Annotated in this window: 18 protein-coding genes and 1 rRNA gene; 14 read left to right on the plus strand and 5 right to left on the minus strand. The window is 72.7% G+C overall.

The features are described from left to right. The 3 genes from rrf to AB0P24_RS41655 form a co-directional block, all read left to right on the plus strand. Positions 1-93: ribosomal RNA gene (gene rrf / locus AB0P24_RS41645) — 5S ribosomal RNA — on the plus strand; the annotation flags it as partial. 159 nt (positions 94-252) lie between these two features. Further along, entirely contained in the window at positions 253-1,542 is a 1,290-nt protein-coding gene (locus tag AB0P24_RS41650; RefSeq protein ID WP_365803552.1) for a hypothetical protein, read from the plus strand. Further along, positions 1,479-2,294, plus strand: coding sequence for a tetratricopeptide repeat protein (locus tag AB0P24_RS41655; RefSeq protein ID WP_365803554.1), 816 nt, complete (start codon positions 1,479-1,481; stop codon positions 2,292-2,294). The genes AB0P24_RS41650 and AB0P24_RS41655 overlap by 64 nt, the downstream gene beginning before the upstream one ends. 66 nt (positions 2,295-2,360) lie before the next feature. On the opposite strand, the gene AB0P24_RS41660 is transcribed toward AB0P24_RS41655, so the two are convergent. Then, positions 2,361-3,644: a DUF1015 domain-containing protein gene (locus AB0P24_RS41660; protein ID WP_365803556.1), complete on the minus strand. Its 1,284-nt coding sequence runs from the start codon at positions 3,642-3,644 to the stop codon at positions 2,361-2,363. An 85-nt stretch (positions 3,645-3,729) separates the two neighbouring features. Here AB0P24_RS41660 and AB0P24_RS41665 point away from each other — a divergent pair, with 85 nt between their 5' ends. From AB0P24_RS41665 to AB0P24_RS41680, 4 genes are all read left to right on the plus strand, one after another. Further along, the gene (locus tag AB0P24_RS41665) at positions 3,730-4,758 is read left to right on the plus strand and encodes an HAD-IIA family hydrolase (RefSeq protein ID WP_365803558.1); all 1,029 of its coding nucleotides are present in this window, start codon (positions 3,730-3,732) and stop codon (positions 4,756-4,758) included. A 100-nt stretch (positions 4,759-4,858) separates the two neighbouring features. Further along, the gene (locus AB0P24_RS41670; protein ID WP_365803560.1) at positions 4,859-5,902 is read left to right on the plus strand and encodes an iron chelate uptake ABC transporter family permease subunit; all 1,044 of its coding nucleotides are present in this window, start codon (positions 4,859-4,861) and stop codon (positions 5,900-5,902) included. A 53-nt stretch (positions 5,903-5,955) separates the two neighbouring features. Next, on the plus strand, positions 5,956-6,993 hold the full coding sequence (locus tag AB0P24_RS41675) for an iron chelate uptake ABC transporter family permease subunit (protein ID WP_365803604.1): 1,038 nt from the start codon (positions 5,956-5,958) through the stop codon (positions 6,991-6,993). Continuing rightward, on the plus strand, positions 6,990-7,856 hold the full coding sequence (locus AB0P24_RS41680) for an ABC transporter ATP-binding protein (protein ID WP_365803562.1): 867 nt from the start codon (positions 6,990-6,992) through the stop codon (positions 7,854-7,856). Before AB0P24_RS41675 ends, AB0P24_RS41680 begins: the two co-directional genes overlap by 4 nt. Here the strand turns inward: AB0P24_RS41680 and AB0P24_RS41685 are convergent. Beyond that, a complete protein-coding gene (locus AB0P24_RS41685) occupies positions 7,840-8,187 on the minus strand; it encodes a sterol-binding protein (RefSeq protein ID WP_365803564.1) in 348 nt (115 codons plus the stop codon). The two genes, AB0P24_RS41680 and AB0P24_RS41685, sit on opposite strands and share 17 nt — an antisense overlap. A gap of 42 nt (positions 8,188-8,229) precedes the next feature. Here AB0P24_RS41685 and AB0P24_RS41690 point away from each other — a divergent pair, with 42 nt between their 5' ends. The 5 genes from AB0P24_RS41690 (at position 8,230) to AB0P24_RS41710 (ending at position 13,975) form a co-directional block, all read left to right on the plus strand. Beyond that, positions 8,230-8,562 carry a hypothetical protein gene (locus AB0P24_RS41690; RefSeq protein WP_365803566.1) on the plus strand — a complete coding sequence of 111 codons (333 nt, stop codon included), beginning with the start codon at positions 8,230-8,232 and terminating at the stop codon, positions 8,560-8,562. A gap of 32 nt (positions 8,563-8,594) precedes the next feature. Next, the gene (locus AB0P24_RS41695; protein WP_365803568.1) at positions 8,595-9,410 is read left to right on the plus strand and encodes a TlyA family RNA methyltransferase; all 816 of its coding nucleotides are present in this window, start codon (positions 8,595-8,597) and stop codon (positions 9,408-9,410) included. After that, positions 9,407-10,312: an NAD kinase gene (locus AB0P24_RS41700; RefSeq protein ID WP_132889008.1), complete on the plus strand. Its 906-nt coding sequence runs from the start codon at positions 9,407-9,409 to the stop codon at positions 10,310-10,312. Before AB0P24_RS41695 ends, AB0P24_RS41700 begins: the two co-directional genes overlap by 4 nt. 489 nt (positions 10,313-10,801) lie before the next feature. Next, on the plus strand, positions 10,802-12,529 hold the full coding sequence (recN, locus tag AB0P24_RS41705; protein ID WP_365803606.1) for a DNA repair protein RecN: 1,728 nt from the start codon (positions 10,802-10,804) through the stop codon (positions 12,527-12,529). 309 nt (positions 12,530-12,838) lie between these two features. After that, the gene (locus tag AB0P24_RS41710; protein ID WP_365803570.1) at positions 12,839-13,975 is read left to right on the plus strand and encodes a glycosyltransferase family 4 protein; all 1,137 of its coding nucleotides are present in this window, start codon (positions 12,839-12,841) and stop codon (positions 13,973-13,975) included. A 4-nt stretch (positions 13,976-13,979) separates the two neighbouring features. On the opposite strand, the gene AB0P24_RS41715 is transcribed toward AB0P24_RS41710, so the two are convergent. The 3 genes from AB0P24_RS41715 to AB0P24_RS41725 all read right to left on the minus strand — a co-directional run bounded on the left by AB0P24_RS41715 (position 13,980) and on the right by AB0P24_RS41725 (position 18,922). Continuing rightward, on the minus strand, positions 13,980-15,623 hold the full coding sequence (locus AB0P24_RS41715; RefSeq protein ID WP_365803572.1) for a PucR family transcriptional regulator: 1,644 nt from the start codon (positions 15,621-15,623) through the stop codon (positions 13,980-13,982). Positions 15,624-15,666: 43 nt separating this feature from the next. Further along, positions 15,667-17,013, minus strand: coding sequence for an FAD-binding oxidoreductase (locus AB0P24_RS41720; protein ID WP_365803574.1), 1,347 nt, complete (start codon positions 17,011-17,013; stop codon positions 15,667-15,669). A gap of 106 nt (positions 17,014-17,119) precedes the next feature. Next, positions 17,120-18,922 carry a glycoside hydrolase family 15 protein gene (locus tag AB0P24_RS41725; protein ID WP_365803608.1) on the minus strand — a complete coding sequence of 601 codons (1,803 nt, stop codon included), beginning with the start codon at positions 18,920-18,922 and terminating at the stop codon, positions 17,120-17,122. Positions 18,923-19,438: 516 nt separating this feature from the next. Here AB0P24_RS41725 and AB0P24_RS41730 point away from each other — a divergent pair. Together AB0P24_RS41730 and AB0P24_RS41735 are read left to right on the plus strand one after the other, a co-directional pair. Next, positions 19,439-21,127, plus strand: a complete 1,689-nt coding sequence (locus AB0P24_RS41730; protein ID WP_365803610.1) for a CTP synthase — start codon at positions 19,439-19,441, stop codon at positions 21,125-21,127. A 97-nt stretch (positions 21,128-21,224) separates the two neighbouring features. Beyond that, positions 21,225-21,851 carry an NUDIX hydrolase gene (locus AB0P24_RS41735; RefSeq protein ID WP_365803576.1) on the plus strand — a complete coding sequence of 209 codons (627 nt, stop codon included), beginning with the start codon at positions 21,225-21,227 and terminating at the stop codon, positions 21,849-21,851. The last annotated feature ends 81 nt before the right edge of the window (positions 21,852-21,932 follow it).

The following is a 21,932-nucleotide window of genomic DNA, read 5'->3' on the forward strand; positions in this document are numbered from 1 at the left end:
ACGCCCGGTTACATTCCGAACCCGGAAGCTAAGCCTTACAGCGCCGATGGTACTGCAGGGGGGACCCTGTGGGAGAGTAGGACGCCGCCGAACAATCTTTGGAGGACCCCTGGTCCCAGCGTTCAGCTGGGACCAGGGGTCCTTTTGTTTTTACAATGCTTGCGGTACCGAAGACAGGAGTCACCATGTCCACCAACTCTCCCGACGACCGACCGGAGCGCGACCAGCGGCGACGGGACAGTGGTGACCGCGGTGAGCGTGGCGGACACCGCGGAGACCGCAACGACCGTGGAGACCGCGGCGGTTACGGTCGTCGCGATGACCGCCGTGACGACAACCGCGGCGGCGGCTACGTCCGCCGTGACGACAACCGCGGTACGGGGTACGGCCGTCGGGACGATCGCCGTGACGACAACCGTGGTGCCGGCTACGGCCGTCGGGATGACCGTCGCGACGACAACCGCGGTGGCGGCTACGGCCGACGGGAAGACAACCGTGGTTCCCGCCCGGGGTTCCAGCGCGACGATCGCGGGGACCGAGGCGGATACGGTCGTCGCGATGACAGGGACCGTGGTCCCCGCCGTGACGACAGTGGTGAGCGTCCCGCTTTCCGTCGTGACGACCGCCGTGACGACCGTCGTGACGTTCGGCGTGATGACCGTGGCGACCGTCCTGCCTTCCGTCGTGATGACCGCGGTGAGCGTCCTGCCTTCCGTCGTGATGACCGCGGTGAGCGTCCTGCCTTCCGTCGTGATGACCGCGGTGAGCGTCCCGCTTTCCGTCGTGACGACCGCCGTGACGACCGTCGTGACGTTCGGCGTGATGACCGCGGTGAGCGTCCTGCCTTCCGTCGTGACGACCGCCGTGACGACCGTCGTGACGTTCGGCGTGATGACCGTGGCGACCGTCCTGCCTTCCGTCGTGACGACCGCGACGACCGCGGAGACCGTGGCGGATTCCGCCGGGACGACCGGCGTGGTGACGACCGCGGTGGTTTCGGCCGTCGGGATGACCGTCGTGACGACAACCGTGGCGACAACCGCGGCGGCGGTTACGGTCGGCGCGACGATCGCGACCGTGGTCCCCGTCGTGACGACCGCGGTGAGCGTCCCGCTTTCCGTCGTGACGACCGCCGCGACGACCGCGGGGGTTACGAGCGTCGTGACGACCGCGGTGGGTACGGCGGTCGTGACGACCGTCGTGACGACAACCGAGGTGGCGGTTACGGCCGGCGTGACGATCGCGACCGCGACGACCGGAGCCGTGGTCCGCGCCGTGACGACCGGGGCGGTGGCTTCCGCCGGGACGACAACCGCGGTGGCGGTTACCGCGGGCGCGACGACCGCCGAGACGACCGACGAGACGACCGCGGTGGCGGCGGCCGCTTCCGGGACGAGCGGGAGCGGGACCGGGACCGGGAGCCGATCAAGCGGCTGCCGATCCCGGAGGACGTCACCGGCGAGGAGATCGACAAGGACGTGCGGCAGGAGCTGCAGAGCCTGCCCAAGACGCTCGCGGAAGACGTCGCCAAGAACCTGGTGATGGTCGCCCGGCTCATCGACGAGGACCCCGAGGGCGCCTACGGCTACTCCAAGGTGGCCCTGCGGCTGGCGTCCCGTGTCGCCGCCGTCCGTGAGGCGGCCGGGTTCGCCGCGTACGCGAACCAGAAGTACGCCGAGGCGCTCGCCGAGTTCCGGGCCGCGCGGCGCATGACCGGCAACGTCGACCTGTGGCCGGTGATGGCCGACTGCGAGCGTGGGCTCGGGCGGCCGGAGAAGGCGCTGGACATGGCCGGCGCCCCCGAGGTGCACAAGCTCGACAAGGCCGGCCAGGTCGAGATGCGGCTCGTCGCCGCCGGCGCCCGGCGTGACATGGGGCAGCTGGACGCGGCGATCGTGACGCTGCAGAGCCCCGAGCTGGCGTCCAACTCCGTACAGCCGTGGACCGCGCGGCTGCGGTACGCCTACGCCGACGCCCTGTTCGCCGCTCAGCGTGTCGACGAGGCTCGGGAGTGGTTCGCCAAGGCCGTCGAGGCCGACCGGGACGGCAGCACGGACGCCTCCGACCGGCTGGCCGAGCTGGACGGGGTCGAGTTCGTCGACGCGCTGGACGAAGAGAGCGCCGAGGAGACCGCCGAAGAGATCACCGAGGAGACCCCGAAGGAGACCGAGGTCGCCGACGACACCGAGGCGGAGGCCGAGACCAAGACCGTCGCCGAGCCCGAGCCCGAGCCCGAGCCCGAGCCCGAGCCCGAGGCCAAGGCCAAGGACGAGTTCGAGGCCGAGCAGGACTGAGCTCAGTGACCGGGTGACCGAGTGATGAGCAGAGGGCAGGCCTCGACCAGGTCTGCCCTCCTGCTTTCAGACGTCGAGCGCCCGCAGCACCAGCCCGGATGCCGGCTTCGGGCCGAAGGACGTCGACTTGCGGGGCATCGTCACGCCCTGGCGGGCCAGGGCGCGGACGACCTCCTCGCGTACCGGGTGCATGAGGACGGCCGTGCCGCCGTCCTGCTCGGCCTTTGCGACGGTCGCCGCCGCGTCATGGATGTACGCGATGTGCGCGGGGGAGTCCTCGGGGATCCGCCAGACGTGGTCGAGGAGCGTGGCGTGCAGGACGGTGGCGTCCAGGGAGCGCCAGGCGGCCGGGCGGTCGTCGGGGATCGTGCGGGCCAGGAGGGCGGGGTCCGGGCGGTCGATGAGGTGGAACGTGCCGTCGCCGGCCAGCAGGAACGCGTTGCCGGCGCAGGCCGCGTCCGCCAGCGACTGCTGGGCCGCCGGGAGCGGGACGTCGAGCCGTCGTACCCGGAACAGGCCCTTGACCCGCTCCAGTGCCTCGGCCACCGGCAGGCCGTGCAGCAGGCGGTGGATGGCGCGGACGCGCAGCGGGTAGCGGGCGGTGTCGACGAGGAGGACCAGGCCGTAGTCCCAGGGGCTGGGCGAGCTGTGCTCCGCGCGTAGACGCAGGTAGGTGGCCCAGCGGTGGTGGCCGTCGGCGATCAGGGCCTGGTGGTGGGACAGGTCGGACTGGACGAGGGCCACCTCGGCGGGGTCGGTGATCGACCAGAGGCGGTGGTGGAAACCGTCCTCCGTGGTGGTGGCGAGGAGCGGGGGGCGGCCGGCCACCGCTTCGACGACCTCGGCGGTCGTCCCGTTGCCCCGGTAGGTGAGCAGGAGGGGTTCGAGGTTCGCGAAGGTGGCGCGCATCAGGGCCGCCCGGTCGGCGACGACCGGGGCCATGACCTCCTCGTGCGGCAGCACCACGCCCTCGGACGGCTCCGAGATCCGCAGGGCGCCGATGACGCCGCGCTGGAGCAGGCCGTTCCCGTCGTGCTGCTCGTAGACGTACAGGGCCGGTTCGGGATCCGCGGCGAGGATGCCCTCGGCCTGCCAGCGGCGCAGGGTGTCGGCCGCCTGTTCGGTACCGGCGCTGGGGGTACCGGCCTGGGGAAGGATGAGACGGACGATGTTGTGCGGGTCGGCCGACTGGAGGTGGTGTACTCCGTCGGGGCGTACGACGACGTCGTAGGGCGGGGAGGTGACGGCGGCCAGACTGCCGACCCGGTGCGGGTCGTAGCGAAGACCTCGGAACGGGGTCAGTTCCAGGCCTCGGCGCTCCGTTGCTTCCGAGTGACCTGCAGTGTTCATCCCGGCATCGTACGTGTGTCAGTGGCGTGCGGGATGATCGGCGGTGAAAGGGCGGGTCGACGAGGAGTGACAAGGAGCGATGGGGATGAGCCAGGGCGTCAGGACTGGTCCCGAGGGCATCGGACAGGCCCTGAGCGCGGCGTACGACACGGCGCTGCTCGATTTGGACGGGGTGGTGTACGCGGGGGGCAGCGCGATCGCGCACGCCGTGGAGTCGCTGGAGGTCGCCCGCGCGGGCGGCATGCGTCTGGCGTACGTCACCAACAACGCGCTGCGGACGCCGGACACGGTGGCCGAGCACCTCACCGAGCTGGGGATCCCGACGGAGGCCGACGACGTCATCACCTCGGCGCAGGCGGTCGCGCGGCTGATCAGTGAGCAGGTGCCGGCCGGGGCGCGGGTGCTGGTGATCGGCGGGGAGGGATTGCGGGTCGCGCTGCGGGAGCGGGGGCTTGAGCCGGTGGAGTCCGCTGACGACGATCCGGCGGCCGTGGTGCAGGGTTACGGCGGTCTCGACCTGCCCTGGGGGCGATTCGCCGAGGCGTCGTACGCCGTCGCGCGCGGGGTGCCGTGGTTCGCGTCCAACACCGATCTGACGATTCCGAGCGGGCGCGGGATAGCGCCGGGCAACGGGGCGGCGGTCGAGGTGGTCCGGATCGCGACGGGTGCGGAGCCGCAGGTGGCGGGCAAGCCGCTGCCGCCGATGCACCGGGAGACGATCCTGCGGACGGGTGCGGAGCGGCCGTTGGTGGTCGGGGACCGGCTGGACACCGACATCGAGGGCGCGTTCAACGGCGGGGTCGACTCGCTGCTCGTGCTGACCGGCGTCACCGACGGGCGTCAGCTGCTCGCCGCACCGCCGCAGCACCGGCCGACCTATGTCGACGCCGATCTGCGCGGGCTGCTCACCGGGCAGCCCGAGGTCACGGCGGACGGCGACGGCTTCCGGTGCGGCGGCTGGACGGCGACGGCGCGTGCCGACCGGCTGGAGCTGGAGGGTGAGGGCGAGTCGCTCGACGGGCTGCGGGCGCTGTGCGCGGCGGCCTGGACGGCGGCGGGCGAGGGCTCCTGCGACCTGGACGGAGGCAAGGCACTGGCACGGCTGGGGCTCTGATGTCCCCGCACCTGACGGGGAGTTGCCGCCGATGAGGCGGGAACGGGAAGGGGGACGGGGCAGCGAAAGACAGGATACGAGGATAGGCTAACCTAACCTTGTGTTGGTCGACAGTCCTTCCGAGCAGCGCGCGGACACCGCCCCCGCGCCCCCGACCCGTCGGGCGATACGGGCCCTCGGGCTCCTGGTCTCCGCGGTGATCCTGCTGCTCGTCGCGCTGGTGAGCATCGCGATCGGGGCGAAGGAGCTGCCGCTGGACCAGGTCTGGCACGGCCTGTTCCACGACACGGGGACGTACGGCGACGTCGTCGTCGACGCCCGGCTCTCGCGCACCGTCCTCGGCCTGCTGGCCGGTGCCGCCCTGGGCCTGTCCGGGGCGGTGCTCCAGGCGCTCACCCGCAACCCGCTCGCCGACCCCGGACTGCTCGGCATCAACGCGGGCGCGTCGGCCGCGGTCGTCACCGCCATCACCTACTTCGGCGTCAGCACCCTCAGCGGCTATGTGTGGTTCGCCTTCCTCGGAGCGGCCGCGGTGGGCGCGCTGGTGTGGTTCCTGGGCGGCAGCCGGGGCGCCACCCCGGTCCGGCTCGCGCTGGCCGGTACGGCGATCAGCGCCGCGCTCTACGGCTACCTCCAGGCCGTGATGATCACCGACGACGCGGCGCTCAACAAGTTGCGTTTCTGGACGGTGGGTTCGCTGGCCTCGGCCGGCAACTCGACGATCCTGCAGGTGCTGCCGTTCCTCGCGGCCGGCACCCTGCTCGCCCTCGGCCTCGCCCGCCCGCTGAACGCGGTGGCGATGGGCGACGACACCGCGCGCGCCCTCGGCGCCAACCTCGCCCGCACCCGGGCCCTCGCCATGCTCGCCGCCACCGTGCTGTGCGGCGCGGCCACCGCCGCCTGCGGTCCGATCGCCTTCGTCGGCCTGATGGTCCCGCACGCCGTGCGCTCGTTCACCGGCCCCGACCTGCGCTGGATCCTGCCGTACGCGACGGTCCTGTCGCCCGTGCTGCTGCTCGGCGCCGACGTCATCGGCCGGATCGTCGCCCGCCCCGCGGAGCTCCAGGTCGGCATCGTCACCGCGATCATCGGCGGGCCGGTCTTCATTCTGCTCGTACGACGGCGCAGGACGGCCCAGCTGTGAGCACCGCTGTGAGGACCACTGTGCGAACTGTGAGGACCACTGTGAGAACCGCTGTGAAGACCACGCTCACGCTGCGAACCCCGGGCGGGCTCTCCCTGCGGACCGACGTGCGCGCGCTGGTCGTGGTCGTCGCGCTGCTGCTGGCCGCGTGCGCCGCGAGTGTCGTGCTGATCGGCACCGGGGACTTCCCGATCTCCTTCGGCGACGTGCTGAAGACCCTGGCCGGGAACGGTACGGCCGGACAGGACTTCATCGTCAACGAGCTGCGGCTGCCGCGGGTCCTGGTCGGTCTGCTGGTCGGCGCCTCGCTCGGGCTCGGCGGCGCGCTGTTCCAGTCGATCTCCCGCAACCCGCTGGGCAGCCCGGACGTCCTCGGCCTCTCCCAGGGCGCCACCTCCGGCGCGCTCGTCGTCATCGTGCTGCTGTCCGGGAGTGCCGCCCAGGTCACCGTCGGCGCCCTGGCCGGCGGTCTGGTGACCGGCCTCGCCATCTACCTCCTCGCCTGGAAGCAGGGCGTGCACGGCTACCGGCTGGTGCTGGTCGGCATCGGCGTCTCCGCCGTCGTCACCGCGGTCAACGGCTATCTGCTCACCAAGGCCGACCTGGTCGACGCGACCCGCGCGGTCGTCTGGATGACCGGCTCCCTCGACGGCCGTGACTGGAGCCAGGTCTGGCCGCTGCTCGCGCTGTGCGCGGTCCTCGTGCCACTGGTCCTCGTCAACGGGCGGGGCCTGCGGATGATGGAGATGGGCGACGACGTCTCCCACGCCCTCGGCGTGCGCGTGGAACGGGTGCGGACGCTGCTGATGGTGGCCGCCGTCCTGCTGACCGCGGCCGCCACCGCCGCCGCCGGGCCCGTCAGCTTCGTGGCGCTCACCGCGCCCCAGCTCGCCCGCCGCCTCACCCGCGCCCCCGGCCCCAACCTGGTGCCCTCCCTGTGCATGGGCGCCACCCTCCTGGTCACCGCCGACTGGGCCTCGCAGCGCGCCTTCGGCGCCGACCAGCTGCCCGTGGGTGTGGTCACCGGCGTCCTCGGCGGGGTCTATCTGCTCTGGCTCCTCGTCACCGAACGCCGGGCGGGCCGGATATGACACCGGAAGACGGCCAGGACAAGAACCCGACACCCGAGCCGGACCGCGAGAGGAGCACCGTGAACCGCCTGTCCGCCGAGAACGTCACCCTCGCCTACGACCAGCGGGTCATCGCCGAGCAGCTGTCGGTGGAGATCCCCGACAGCTCCTTCACCGTGATCGTCGGCCCCAACGCCTGCGGCAAGTCGACGCTGCTGCGCGCGCTGTCCCGGATGCTCAAGCCGAGCCAGGGCCGGGTGCTGCTCGACGGCCAGGTCATCCAGTCGATGCCCGCGAAGAAGGTCGCCCGCACCCTCGGCCTGCTCCCGCAGTCGTCCATCGCGCCCGACGGCATCACCGTCGGTGACCTGGTCGGCCGCGGCCGCTACCCGCACCAGGGCCTGCTGCGCCAGTGGTCCGCCGAGGACGAACGGGTCGTACAGCAGTCGATGGAGCGGACGGGCGTCGCCGAACTCGCCGACCGGTACGTCGACGAGCTGTCCGGCGGTCAGCGGCAGCGCGTCTGGATCGCGATGGCGCTCGCCCAGCAGACCCCGCTGCTGCTCCTCGACGAGCCGACCACCTACCTGGACATCCAGCACCAGATCGACGTCCTCGACCTGTGCGCCGAACTCCACGAGGAGCAGGGGCGGACGCTGGTCGCCGTGCTGCACGACCTCAACCACGCGGCCCGGTACGCCACCCACCTCATCGCGCTGCGGGGCGGCCGGGTGATCGCCGAGGGCGCCCCGAACGACATCGTCACCGCCGAGCTGGTGCGGGAGGTCTTCGGGCTGCGCTGCCAGATCATCGACGACCCGGAGACGGGGACCCCGCTGGTGGTGCCGGCCGCCCGGAAGGCAAGGGTCACAACAACTTCCTGAGCCGGAACAGGTCCAGCAGGTTCGCCTCCAGCCGCACCCGGCCCGACCCCCAGGCGCCGGCGAAGTTCAGCTCGCCGTCGACCAGGGCCACCAGGTCGTGGCCGGCCATGGCGAGTCGTATCTGCGCCTTCTCCCGGGGCGGACCGGGGAACGTGTCCTCGACGTCGATCCGGCCGCCGGTGAGCCGGCCGGCGAAGGTGACGTCCAGGTCGGTGATGTGGCAGCTCACCGTGCGGTCCATGGCGGCGGCCGCACGGACGTCGCCCTCGGCACCGCTCATGCCGTGCGAGAGCTTGTCGAGTGCGGCGCGGCACTCCTCGATCGTGGCCATCGCGACCGACGGTACCCCAGCGGTTCGATGTAGCGTCGGGGCATGACCGACTCCGTGCCCGAGGGCCGGGTGACGGCGGCCGAGGAAGCGGCCGCCGTCGAACCCGAGTACGACCCCGCCGCGCCCGCCGCGCTGAACGTCCCGCGCACCCCGACCGGCAACGCCGAGGTCGACGCGGAGCTCGACCGGCTGGCCGACGCCGACCACCTCGCCACGGACGGGCATCTGGAGGTGTACGAGGATGTGCACCGGGGGCTGCGCGACGCGCTGACCGCGCTCGACGCCCGCCCGGGACCTCCGGGACCCCCGGTGCCCGGGCCCGCCCGGCACCCGGCCACCACCCCGCTACGAGGCCCTTCGGGCCACACCTTCTAGTCCGTACCACCAGAGCAGGAGCTGAACCCACCGTGGCAGGAGTCGCACGTCGCCGTCTGGACGCGGAGCTGGTCCGCCGGAAGCTCGCGCGCTCGCGCGAGCACGCCAGCCAGCTGATCGCCGCCGGGCGGGTCACCGTCGGCAAGACCCTCGCGACCAAGCCGGCCACCCAGGTGGAGACCGCCGCCGCCATCGTCGTCCAGACCGACGACGGCGATCCCGAGTACGTGTCCCGGGGCGGCCACAAGCTCGCCGGCGCGCTGGCGGTGTTCGTCCCGGAGGGCCTGGCGGTCGAGGGGCGGCGGGCGCTGGACGCCGGTGCGTCGACCGGAGGGTTCACCGATGTGCTGCTGCGCGCGGGGGCCGCCCATGTGGTCGCCGTGGACGTCGGATACGGCCAACTCGCGTGGTCTCTGCAGAGCGATGAACGCGTCACCGTCAAGGACCGTACGAACGTACGCGAGTTGACGCTTGAAGCGATCGATGGGGAGCCTGTGGATCTTGTCGTGGGTGATCTGTCCTTCATCCCGCTCGGGCTGGTGCTGCCGGCCCTGGTGCGGTGCGTGAAGCCGGACGCCGACCTGGTGATGATGGTCAAGCCGCAGTTCGAGGTGGGCAAGGAGCGACTGGGCAGCGGGGGAGTCGTACGGAGTCCGCAGCTGCGGGCGGAGGCCGTGCGGGGGGTTGCCGGGAAGGCGTGGGAGCTGGGGCTCGGGGTGAAGGGTGTCACCGCCAGTCCGCTGCCCGGGCCGTCCGGCAACGTCGAGTACTTTCTGTGGTTGCGGGCCGGCGCACCCCAGCTGGATCCGGCCGACGTTGACCGTGCCGTGGCGGAGGGGCCGCGTTGACACAGAACCGAGCTCGTACTGTTTTCCTCCTCGCTCACACCGGGCGGCCGGCCGCGATCCGCAGCGCCGAGCTCGTGGTGAAGGGGCTGCTGGCGGCCGGAGTGGGCGTACGGGTCCTGGATTTCGAGGCCCGCGACCTGCCGTTGCCCGACGAGGTCGAACTCGTCGAGGAGGCCTCGCCGCACAGTCTCGACGGCTGCGAGCTGCTGATCGTGCTCGGCGGTGACGGGACGCTGCTGCGCGGCGCCGAGTTCGCCCGCGCCTCCGGGGTGCCGATGCTCGGCGTCAACCTCGGCAGCGTCGGGTTCCTCGCGGAGGCCGAGCGCGACGATCTCGACAAGGTGGTCGACCGGGTGGTGAGCCGGGCGTACGAGGTCGAGGAGCGGATGACCGTCGACGTCGTCGTGCACCGCAACGGGGACATCGTGCACACCGACTGGGCGCTGAACGAGGCGGCGGTGCAGAAGGCTGGCGCCGAGAAGCTGCTGGAAGTGGTGCTGGAGATCGACGGGCGGCCGGTGACGGGGTTCGGGTGCGACGGGATCGTCCTGTCGACGCCGACCGGGTCGACGGCGTACGCGTTCTCGGCGGGCGGGCCGGTGGTGTGGCCGGAGGTGGAGGCGCTGCTGATGGTGCCGATCTCCGCGCACGCGCTGTTCGCGAAGCCGCTGGTGACCTCGCCGGACTCGGTGCTCGCGGTGGAGGTGCTGCCGCACATCCAGCCGGGGGTGCTGTGGTGTGACGGGCGGCGGACGGTGGAGTTGCCGCCGGGGGCGCGGGTGGAGGTGCGGCGGGGGGCGGTGCCGGTGCGGCTGGCGCGGCTGCATCACGCTTCGTTCACGGACCGGTTGGTGGCGAAGTTCGCGCTGCCGGTCTCCGGATGGCGGGGGGCGCCGCACTGACGGAGCGTGGGGCCCGTTCCGGTGCGTCGGCGGGTGCGGGTGGGCTGTGGCTTGTCGCGCAGTTCCCCGCGCCCCTTCGGGTAGGGATGCTGCCCGGCGTGGCGAGGAGCCGACTGCTCCTTCGGGTGGGGATGCTCCCCGGTGTGGCGAGAAGCCGACTGCTCCTTCGGGTGGGGATGCTCCCCGGCGGGGTGGGGAGCCGCCGAGCCGCCTGCTCCTTCGGGTGGAGATGCTGCCCGGCGTGGCGAGAAGCCGACTGCTCCTTCGGGTAGGGATGCTCCCCGGCGTGGCGAGGAGCCGACTGCTCCTTCGGGTGGGGATGCTGCCCGGCGGGGTGGGGAGCCGCCGAGCCGCCTGCTCCTTCGGGTGGGCACACCCGCCCGTGTGTCGATGCGGGCGGCCCCTCGCGGGTTCTCCACTCGCCCGGGTGACAGGGGGCCTCGCACTTCGCCATCTCGACCTCGTAAGGTCTTCCCCGTGCTGGAAGAAATGCGGATACGGTCGCTCGGAGTCATCGATGACGCCGTCGTCGAGTTGTCGCCGGGGTTCACCGCCGTCACCGGTGAGACCGGTGCGGGCAAGACCATGGTGGTCACCAGCCTGGGGCTGCTGCTCGGCGGGCGGGCCGATCCCGCGCTCGTGCGGATCGGGTCCGAGAAGGCGGTTGTGGAGGGGCGGGTCTCCGTGCCCGCCGGGGCCTCGGCGGCCGTACGGGCCGAGGAGGCCGGTGCCGAGCTGGACGACGGGGCGCTGCTGATCAGCCGTACCGTTTCCGCCGAGGGGCGCTCGCGGGCGCACCTGGGCGGGCGGAGCGTGCCCGTGGGGCTGCTCGCCGAACTCGCCGACGACCTGGTGGCCGTGCACGGGCAGACGGATCAGCAGGGGCTCCTGAAGCTGTCCCGGCAGCGGCAGGCCCTCGACCGGTACGCGGGCGACGGGGTCGCCGTACCGCTGGCCAAGTACGGCGAGGCCTACCGGCGGCTGCGGGCCGTCGCGGCCGAGCTGGAGGAGATCGTCACACGCGCGCGTGAGCGGGCCCAGGAGGCCGACATGCTGCGCTACGGGCTGGACGAGATCGCGGGGGTGGAGCCGCGGGCCGGCGAGGACGTCGAGCTCGCCGAGGAGGCCGAGCGGCTCGGGCACGCCGAGGCCCTGTCGTCCGCGGCGACCGCAGCGCACTCCGCGCTCGCGGGCAACCCCGAGGACCCCGAGGGCATCGACGCGGCCACCCTTGTCGCGGGCGCCCACCGGGCCCTGGAGGCCGTGCGCTCGCACGATCCGGCGCTGGCCGCGCTCGCCGACCGGATCGGCGAGGTCGGGATCCTGCTCGGCGATGTGGCGGGCGAGCTCGCCGGGTACGCCGACGACCTGGACGCCGACCCGCTGCGGCTCGCGGCCGTGGAGGAGCGGCGTGCTGCGCTCACCGCGCTGACCCGCAAGTACGGCGCGTACGGCGACGGCATCGACGCGGTGCTGGCGTGGGCCGAGCAGGGCGCCGCGCGGCTCACCGAACTCGACGGCGACGACGAGCGGATCGACGAACTGACCGCCGAGCGCGACGCCCTGCGGGCCGAACTGGGCGGTCTCGCGCAGGCCTTGACCGACGCGCGCACCGAGGCCGCCGAACGCTTCGCGGCCGCCGTCACCGCCGAACTGGGCTCCCTCGCGATGCCGCACGCGCGCGTGTCCTTCGCCATCCGGCAGACCGAGGACCCGGAGGGCGTGGAGGTCGGCGGCCGGGCGGTGGCCTACGGCCCGGCGGGCGCCGACGAGGTGGAACTGCTCCTCGCCCCGCACCCGGGAGCCCCGCCCCGCCCGATCGCCAAGGGCGCCTCCGGCGGTGAGCTGTCGCGCGTGATGCTCGCGGTGGAGGTCGTCTTCGCGGGTACGGATCCGGTCCCGACGTACCTCTTCGACGAGGTCGACGCGGGTGTGGGCGGCAAGGCGGCGGTGGAGATCGGGCGGCGCCTGGCCAAGCTCGCCAAGTCCGCGCAGGTGGTGGTCGTCACCCACCTTCCCCAGGTCGCCGCCTTCGCCGACCGGCAGTTGCTCGTCGAGAAGACCAACGACGGCTCGGTCACCCGCTCCGGCGTGAAGGTCCTGGAGGGCGAGGAGCGGGTACGGGAGCTGTCCCGCATGCTGGCAGGCCAGGACGACTCGGAGACGGCACGGGCGCACGCCGAGGAACTGCTGGCGACGGCGCGGGCGGACCGCTGACCGGCCACTGACGGCGACCACGGCCGGAGGGCGCGGAGGGCACAGGGCGACGGCCGGGGCGGTCAGAGGCTGCCGGCCGCGCTCCTCCTCGGTGGCGTTTCGTCACCCTCCCGGGTGACACGGTTCGGCGCATTGCCCCGGCCCGCCTCGGTATGTGCCTTCTCGGAATACCCGGAACACCCTTGTGTGCTGGCATCCTTGAGGGGGGCGCGGTGTCCGGGGGAGGCGCGCGCGGTGACGCCCTCGGCCCCGATACCTTCTGTACGTTCCCTCGTGACCGCCCCACGCCTAACCAGGAGCCCCGGCCGCGTGACCCCCGTGAGCAGCAACGCACCGCATGGTCAGTCGCCGCTGCGCACCGTGCAGGTGCTGGGCGGCGGCAACGCCGGCAGCAGCGCGCACGTGCGTTCGCTGACCGCAGGCCTCGTCGAGCGGGGCGTGCGGGTCACGGTCTGCGCCCCCGCCGAGGCCGATCGCGCCTACGGCTTCTCGGACGTCGGCGCCGACCATGTGCACGTGCCGCGCAGCAGCGACCCGGGCTCGGTCGCGGCACTCCGCGCCGCCTGCGCGGACGCCGACCTCGTGCACGCCCATGGCCTGCACGCCTCCTTCCGCGCGGTGCTGGCGCTGAGCGGCCGCGGCACTCCGCTGGTCGTCACCTGGCACAACCGGGCGCATGCGGAGGGAGCGCGGGCCCATCTGCTGAGGATGCTGGAGCGGCGGGTGGTGAGGACGGCCGCCGTGGTGCTCGGCACCACCTACGACCTGGTGGACCGGGCCCGCCGTACCGGTGCCAGGGACGCCCGGCTCGCCGCCGTGGCGCTGCCCGGCGTGCGGCGGCCCGTGGACCAGGACGAGGCGGAGGGGCTGCGGCCCAAGGTCCGGGCCGAACTCGGCTCCATGGGGCGGCCGTTGCTCATCGCCGTCGGCTCCCTCGACCGGCATCGCGGCTATGACGTGCTGCTGGACGCGGCACGCGCCTGGTGCCGGCTCGATCCGGTGCCGCTCCTCGTCATCGCCGGCGAGGGGCCACTGCGTGCGTCGTTGCAGCGGCGGATCGAGGACGAGGAGCTGCCCGTGCGGCTGATCGGGCGCCGTGACGACGTCGCCGAGCTGCTCGCCGCCGCCGATCTGGCGCTGCTGCCCAGTAGTTGGGAGCCCCGCTCCGTCTTCGCGCAGGAGGCCCTGCACGCGGGCGTGCCGCTCGTCGCCACCGCGGTCGGCGGCATCCCCGACCTGGTCGGGGACGCGGCCGAACTGGTCGCGTACGGCGACGCACCGGGCCTCGCCGCCACCGTCGCCCGCCTGCTCGGCGACCCCGAGCGCTGCGCGGAGCTGCGTGAGCGGGGCGCCCGGCAGGCGGCGAGCTGGCCCACGGAGGACGAGACCGTCGCCCAAGTGCTCAGCGTGTACGACGAGTTGACGCAACCCAGGCCGCTGCCGTGAGGTCCTAGGGCACGTGCCTTCGCGCCCGCAGCGCCAGGCTCAACGCCAGCACCACCTGCGGGTCGTCGAGGTCAGTGCCCAGCAACTCCCCGATGCGGGCGAGGCGGTTGTAGAGGGTCTGCCGGTTGAGGTGGAGCTCCCGGGCCGTCTCCGCCTTGCGGCCCGCGTGTGCCAGGTAGGTCTCCAGGGTGGGCAGCAGCGGCGGCTTGGAGCGCTGGTCGTGGTCGCGCAGCGGGCCGATCGCGCGGTCCACGAAGGCCGCCAGGTCGGGGTGGTCGCGCAGCCGCCACAGCAGGAGGTCGATGTCGAGCCGGCGGGCGTCGTACCAGGCCCGGCCGGACAGGCCCTGGGCCGCCGTCGCCGTCTCGGCCGCGTGCCGCAGTCCCGCCGACGCCGCCGCCCAGCCGCCGGCCACCCCGACCACCACGACCGGGGGCGCGGCACCGGCGCGCTGTATCCCGGCGCGCTCCACCCCCGCCCTGAGCGCCGCCGCGACCCGGTCCGCGACCGTCGTCCGCTCCGCCTCCGAGCGCAGGCCCACGAGCAGGGGCACCCGGCCCTCGACCGGTCGTACGCCCAGCAGGACGGGCACGCCCACGGCCGCCAGCTCCTCGCCGACCGCCCGGGCCAGCATCGCCCAGCCCCCGCCCGGGTGCAGGGAGTCGCCGATCCGCATGACCACCGGCAGCAGCGGACTGCCGCCGGGCTTGAAGCCGAGCACCCGGGCCTGCGCCGGGGCGTCCTCCGCGGTGATCCGGCCCTCGGCGAGGTCGGTCAGGAAGTCGCCGCGCCCGCGCGCCGCCAGCTCCTCCTCCTGGCGGGCCTGCATCAGCACGACGGCCAGGATGCCCGCGGCGCGTTCGGCGGCGATCCGGTGCACGGGCGCGAGCGGCCCGCGGACGGGAAGCAGGACCAGCCGGGCACGCACCGACCCCGCCCCCGGACCGCCGCCCGGCACGTCCACCAGCACCGCCCCGGCCGGCGGCGGCGCGTCCTTGCGCTGGCCGCGCAGCCCCTCCCACACCTGGAGCGGATCCGCCCCCTCGGGCCCCGCCCCGGCCGCGTACAGCAGCTGGCCGTCGGTGGTCTCCAGGAAGACGGGGTTGCCGCTGAAGTCGGCCAGGATCGCCAGCACCTGCGGCACCCCGCCGCCGCCCAGCAGCGCCTCGGTGCAGCGGCGGTGCACCTCCTCGGCGCGCTGGAGGAGCGCGTAGTGGTGGTTGACGATCTCGGTGTGGATCTCCTCCGTCACCGTCACGAACGGCACCTCGCGGTGCAGCACGACCAGCGGCAGCCCGGTCGCGCGGGCGGTGTCGACGAGGGGGGCGGGCAGCCGGTCGAACCGGGCGCCCAGCTCCACCACCAGGGCGGCGATGCCCCGCTCGGCGAGCGTGCGGACGAACGCCCGCTGGTCGGTCGGCCGGGTGCCCAGGCCGTAGCCAGTGGTCAGCAGCAGTTCGCCGCCCTTCAGCAGCGAGGCGATGTTCGGCACCTCGCCCGCGTGCACCCAGCGCACGGTGCGGCCCAGCCGGTCGGCGCCCGCCAGGATCTCCGGGAGCCCGCTGCGCAGCGTGGGCAGCTCCAGTGCCCGCCGCACGGTGATCCCGGCGCCCTGGTTGTCGGGTCCGCTGCCCGTACTGCTGTCCATGGAGCGGACGCTACCTGGGCGAACGCCTCCACGGCACCTTTCGCTAGAGCGGTTTGATGTTGTGGTTGAAGCGGAAGACGTTGTCGGGGTCCCACCGCCGCTTCACCCTGCCGAGCCGCAGCGCGTTCCCCGCGCCCAGACCGGCCCGCACCCGCTCCGGGCCCTCGTCACCGACGAGGTTCAGGCAGACCGCGCCGGTGGACCACGGCCGGACCCCGGCACCGGCGCCCCGCACCCACGCGATCACCCGTTCGTCGTCGCCGGGGTCCGCCCAGATCCCGACCGGGTGCGCCACCCAGGCCGCTCTCCGGTACGGCACCGGGTACTGACCCGGTCCGGAGGCGACCGCGCCGCCCAGCGGGAACAGCAGCTGCCGGCTGCCGGTGGGCACCGGCATGCCCTCCGCGCCGCCGCACCAGGCGTCCACCGCCTCGTCGGGCAGGTCGGCCAGACACTCGGCCGACCAGTGGTTCCGCAGCCCGGCAGGCAGGTCGAGCATGCCCTGCACCGCGCTGTAGGTCAGCGGGCCGGCGGCCTGCGCCGCGTGCGGCAGCGCCAGCAGCGGCCCGGCGACCTCGTACAGGCCCTCCGTACCGCCCACGTAGGTCACCAGGGCGGCGCACCCCGGCTCACCCCCGGCGAGGTGCAGCACCGCGCCGCCCGCCTCGTCAGGGCCGGTGCGGATCACCTCGCGGAAGGCGCGGACCACGTCCGGGCCGCAGGACGGCGGGTACCGCAGCAGCGCGGCCGAGAACACCGGCAGCTCGTGCAGGGCGAGGGTGAGCGCGGTGGCGACGCCGAAGTTCCCGCCGCCGCCGTGCAGGGCCCAGAACAACTCCGGGTTCTCGTCGGCACCGGCGTGCACGCGCTCTCCGCCGGCGGTCACCAGCTCCACGCCGATCAGGTTGTCGGCAGCCAGGCCGAAGGCGCGGTCCAGCCAGCCCGACCCGCCACCGAGCACGAAGCCGCCGACCCCGGTGGTGGAGACCCGGCCACCGGTGGCGGCGAGGCCGTGGGGCCGGGTCGCCCGGTCCAGATGGCCGATGGTGGCCCCGCCCTGCGCGCGTACGGCCTTCGCCGCCGGGTCGACGGTCACCTCGTGCATCCGGCGCAGGTCCACCACGAGCGCCCCGTCACCGACCCCCGCCCCCGCCACGCTGTGCCCACCGCCGCGGACCGCGATCTTCAGGTCCAGCTCCCGCCCGAACCGCACGGCACGAACCACGTCGACGTCGTCCACGCACTGAGCGATCACGGCCGGACACCGGTCGATCATGCCGTTGAAGACGGCACGGGCCGCGTCGTACCCCGGATCCCCCGGCGCGAACACATCGCCGAGGAGGTCCTCCCGAAGCTCGGCGAGGGCCGTGCGCGCCTTCGACAGGGGCATGCTCCCCAGCCTAGGCGGCAGCGCGCCCCTTCAGGGGCGCGGGCCCTGTCCGCCGTGCGGCTGCCGCCGCGCACCCGCGGCCGACGACGGCCGCACCCGCCGGCGGCTACCCTCCGTACGCTCCCGAAGCCGTGAGCCGGAGCGCCGTATCGATCAACGGCACATGGCTGAACGCCTGCGGGAAGTTCCCCACCTGCCGCTTCAGCCGCGGATCCCATTCCTCCGCCAGCAGACCGAGGTCGTTGCGCAGCGCGAGCAGTTTCTCGAACAGCTTGCGGGCCTCGTCGACCCGCCCGATCATCGCGAGGTCGTCGGCCATCCAGAACGAGCACGCCAGGAAGGCACCCTCGTCACCGGGCAGCCCGTCCACACCCTCGTCGCCGCCCGCGGTCGGGTAGCGCAGGATGAAGCCGTCCGACGTGGACAGCTCCCGCTGGATCGCCTCGATGGTGCCGATGACCCGCTTGTCGTCCGGCGGCAGGAACCCCATCTGGGGGATGAGCAGCAGCGAGGCGTCCAGCTCCTGGGAGCCGTAGGACTGGGTGAAGGTGTTGCGTTCCTTGTCGTAGCCCCGCTCGCAGACGTCCCGGTGGATGTCGTCGCGCAGTTCCTTCCAGCGCTCCAGCGGGCCGTCCGCGTCCCCGGACTCGATGAGCTTGATGGTGCGGTCGACGGCGACCCAGGCCATCACCTTGGAGTGCACGAAGTGCCGGCGCGGCCCGCGCACCTCCCAGATGCCCTCGTCCGGCTCGTCCCAGTGGTCCTCCAGGTAGCGGATGAGCTTGAGCTGGAGGAGGGACGCGTAGTCGTTGCGGGCGAGGCCGGTCATGTGGGCCAGGTGGAGGGCCTCGGTGACCTCGCCGTAGACGTCCAGCTGGAGCTGGTGGGCGGCGCCGTTGCCGACCCTGACCGGCGCCGAGTTCTCGTAGCCGGGCAGCCAGTCCAGCTCGGCCTCGCCCAGCTCGCGCTCGCCGGCGATGCCGTACATGATCTGCAGGTTCTCGGGGTCGCCGGCGACCGCGCGCAGCAGCCACTCGCGCCAGGCGCGGGCCTCCTCGCGGTAGCCGGTGCGCAGCAGCGAGGTCAGGGTGATGGCCGCGTCGCGGAGCCAGGTGTAGCGGTAGTCCCAGTTGCGGACGCCGCCGATGTCCTCGGGGAGGGAGGTGGTGGGCGCGGCGACGATGCCGCCCGTGGGGGCGTACGTCAGGGCCTTCAGCGTGATCAGGGAGCGGATCACGGCCTCGCGGTAGGGCCCGTGGTACGTGCAGTGCTCGACCCACTCCCGCCAGAAGTCCTCGGTCGCCTCCAGCGACTGCTCCGGCTCCGGCAGCGGCGGCGCCTCCTTGTGCGAGGGCTGCCACGAGATCGTGAACGCGATCCGGTCGCCGGGGGCCACGGTGAAGTCGGCGTAGGTGGTCAGCGACTTTCCGTAGGTCTCCGCCGAGGTGTCGAACCACACCGAGTCGGGGCCCGCGACCGCGACCGTACGGCCGTCGTGCTTGTGCACCCACGGGACGACCCGGCCGTAGGAGAACCGCATCCGCAGCACCGAGCGCATCGGGACCCGGCCGGTGACGCCCTCGACGATGCGGATCAGCTGGGGCGCGCCGTCACGCGGGGGCATGAAGTCGGTCACCCGGACCGTGCCGCGCGGGGTGTCCCACTCCGACTCCAGGATCAGCGAGTCGCCCCGGTAGGTGCGGCGCGACGCGGTCGGGGGCCGGGAGTCGGCCGCGTGCGCCGGGCCGAGCCGCCAGAAGCCGTGTTCCTCCGTGCCGAGCAGACCGGCGAAGATGGCATGCGAGTCGAAGCGGGGCAGGCACAACCAGTCCACTGTGCCGTCCCGGCAGACCAGGGCGGCGGTCTGCATGTCTCCGATGAGTGCGTAATCTTCGATGCGCCCGGCCACGTGCAACTCCAGTCGAACGGCCACGTCACCCCCAGACAGAAGGGGGCTGTCGCTAGTGCGGTCAAGGGGGGGTTGTTGTTGTGCGTCGTTGAGCGGTGAAGCAAAGCAGCCCGCCGTGCCCTGAGGCAAAACGACAGTCATAGCTCAACGAACTGCCAGGCTCTCGTGTTCCGGGAGTGACGGGCGGGGGTGTGCCGTGTTCTCCGGGCGGGCTCGGCAGCGAGTGTCCGAGCAGGATACGACGCACGTAGATGATCTGCGTGCCGCTCGGGGCAACCCGTGCGGGCCGAACGGGTGAGCCCTGAGTGAAAAGCCGGTAAGACAGACCTTACGTCCGTGTCGACCTGCGTACGGAGTGTGGCCGGAAGCCATCCCTGCGCGGCGCTGATACCCTGGTAGCCCGTGGACCGGTGGGCACGAAACCCCCGAACCGCAGCGACGGCCCAACCCCCGGTAACTCCCGGAAGGCAGCCGCACCGCACGACAGACCGCGACCACGGGAGCCCCCTCTTGGCCATGCCGCCGCCCGCTTTTCGATCGAGCACAGCTACGACGACCAAGCACATCTTCGTCACCGGGGGTGTCGCCTCCTCGCTGGGCAAGGGCCTGACGGCCTCCAGCCTGGGCATGCTGCTCAAGGCCCGGGGCCTGCGCGTCGTGATGCAGAAGCTCGACCCGTACCTGAACGTCGACCCGGGCACGATGAACCCCTTCCAGCACGGTGAGGTGTTCGTCACCAACGACGGTGCCGAGACCGACCTGGACATCGGCCACTACGAGCGTTTCCTCGACCGCGACCTGGACGGCTCCGCCAACGTCACCACAGGTCAGGTCTATTCGACGGTGATCGCGAAGGAACGGCGTGGCGAGTACCTGGGCGACACGGTCCAGGTCATCCCGCACATCACCAACGAGATCAAGCACCGCATCCGCCGCATGGCCACCGACGAGGTCGACGTCGTCATCACCGAGGTCGGCGGCACGGTCGGCGACATCGAGTCGCTGCCGTTCCTGGAGACGGTCCGCCAGGTCCGGCACGAGGTCGGCCGGGACAACGTCTTCGTGGTTCACATCTCGCTCCTGCCCTACATCGGGCCCTCCGGCGAGCTGAAGACCAAGCCCACCCAGCACTCCGTGGCCGCCCTGCGCAACATCGGTATCCAGCCGGACGCGATCGTCCTGCGCTGCGACCGCGAGGTCCCCACCGCCATCAAGCGCAAGATCTCGCTGATGTGCGACGTCGACGAGGCCGCGGTCGTGGCCTGCCCGGACGCCCGCTCGATCTACGACATCCCGAAGACCGTGCACGGCGAGGGCCTGGACGCGTATGTCGTCCGCAAGCTGGACCTGCCGTTCCGGGACGTGGACTGGCGGACCTGGGACGACCTGCTCGACCGCGTCCACAACCCCGACCACGAGATCACCCTCGCGCTGGTCGGCAAGTACATCGACCTGCCCGACGCCTACCTTTCGGTCACCGAGGCGCTGCGCGCCGGCGGCTTCGCCAACAGGGCCCGCGTGAAGATCAAGTGGGTGACGTCGGACGACTGCAGGACCCCGGCCGGCGCCGCGGCGCAGCTCTCGGACGTCGACGGCATCTGCATCCCGGGCGGCTTCGGCGACCGCGGTGTGCTCGGCAAGGTCGGTGCCATCCGCTACGCCCGCGAGAACAGGATCCCGCTGCTCGGCCTCTGCCTCGGCCTGCAGTGCATCGTGATCGAGGCCGCCCGCAACCTGGCCGGCATCCCGGACGCCAACTCCACCGAGTTCGACCCCGCCACCGGTCATCCCGTCATCTCCACCATGGCCGAGCAGCTCGACATCGTCGCCGGCGAGGGCGACATGGGCGGCACCATGCGCCTCGGCATGTACCCGGCCAAGCTGGCCGAGGGCTCCCTCGTGCGTGAGGTGTACGACGGCAAGGAGTACGTCGAGGAGCGGCACCGCCACCGCTACGAGGTGAACAACGCCTACCGCGCGGAACTGGAGAAGAAGGCCGGCATCCTGTTCTCCGGCACCTCTCCGGACGGCAAGCTCGTCGAGTACGTCGAGTACCCGCGCGACGTCCACCCCTACCTGGTCGCCACCCAGGCCCACCCGGAGCTGCGCTCCCGCCCGACCCGCCCGCACCCGCTCTTCGCGGGCCTGGTGAAGGCCGCGGTCGCGCGTCAGCAGGGCGCCGTCGAGCAGGAGAGTTCGAAGTAACACACCGGTTGTACGGTGGCCGGGGTGCAAACCTTCAAAGGCGCGCACCCCGGTTTTCTTTTCTGCACGTGGCAGGCACGCGGAAGGGCGGCACGGCATGACGATCAAGGACACCCCCGAGGAGTGGGAGATCCGGGCGACGGAGACTCCCTTCGTGGGCAACAAGACCTCGGTCCGCACGGACGAGGTGGTCATGCCCGACGGCTCGGTGGTCCGCCGCGACTACCAGGTGCACCCCGGCTCGGTCGCCGTCCTCGCCCTCGACGGGGAGGACCGGGTGCTGCTCATCCGCCAGTACCGGCACCCGGTCCGGCACAAGCTCTGGGAGATCCCGGCCGGCCTGCTCGACGTCCCCGGCGAGAACCCGCTGCACGCGGCCCAGCGCGAACTGTACGAGGAGGCGCACGTCAAGGCCGAGGACTGGCGGGTGCTGACCGACCTGTACACCACCCCCGGCGGCTGCGACGAGGCGGTGCGGATCTTCCTGGCCCGTGACCTGTCCGAGGCCGACGGGGAGCGTTTCGCGCCGGAGCACGAGGAGACCGACCTGGAGTACGCGCGCGTGCCGGTCGACGAGCTGGTGCGCCTGGTCCTCGCCGGCGATCTGCACAACAACTGCCTGGTGACAGGCGTCCTCTCGCTGGTCGCCGCCCGTACGGGCGGCGGTCTCGACGCGCTGCGGCCGGCCGACGCGCCCTGGCCGGCCCGCCCCTTCGAGTCCTGAACCACCGATCGGGCGACCCGGTGTGACCATCGCCTGATCCGATCGGGCGATGCGCCCGCCGCGCTCCGCCCGGAACGTCCG

The organism is Streptomyces sp. NPDC086519 (genome assembly GCF_040686075.1).
Classification (GTDB): domain Bacteria; phylum Actinomycetota; class Actinomycetes; order Streptomycetales; family Streptomycetaceae; genus Streptomyces; species Streptomyces shenzhenensis.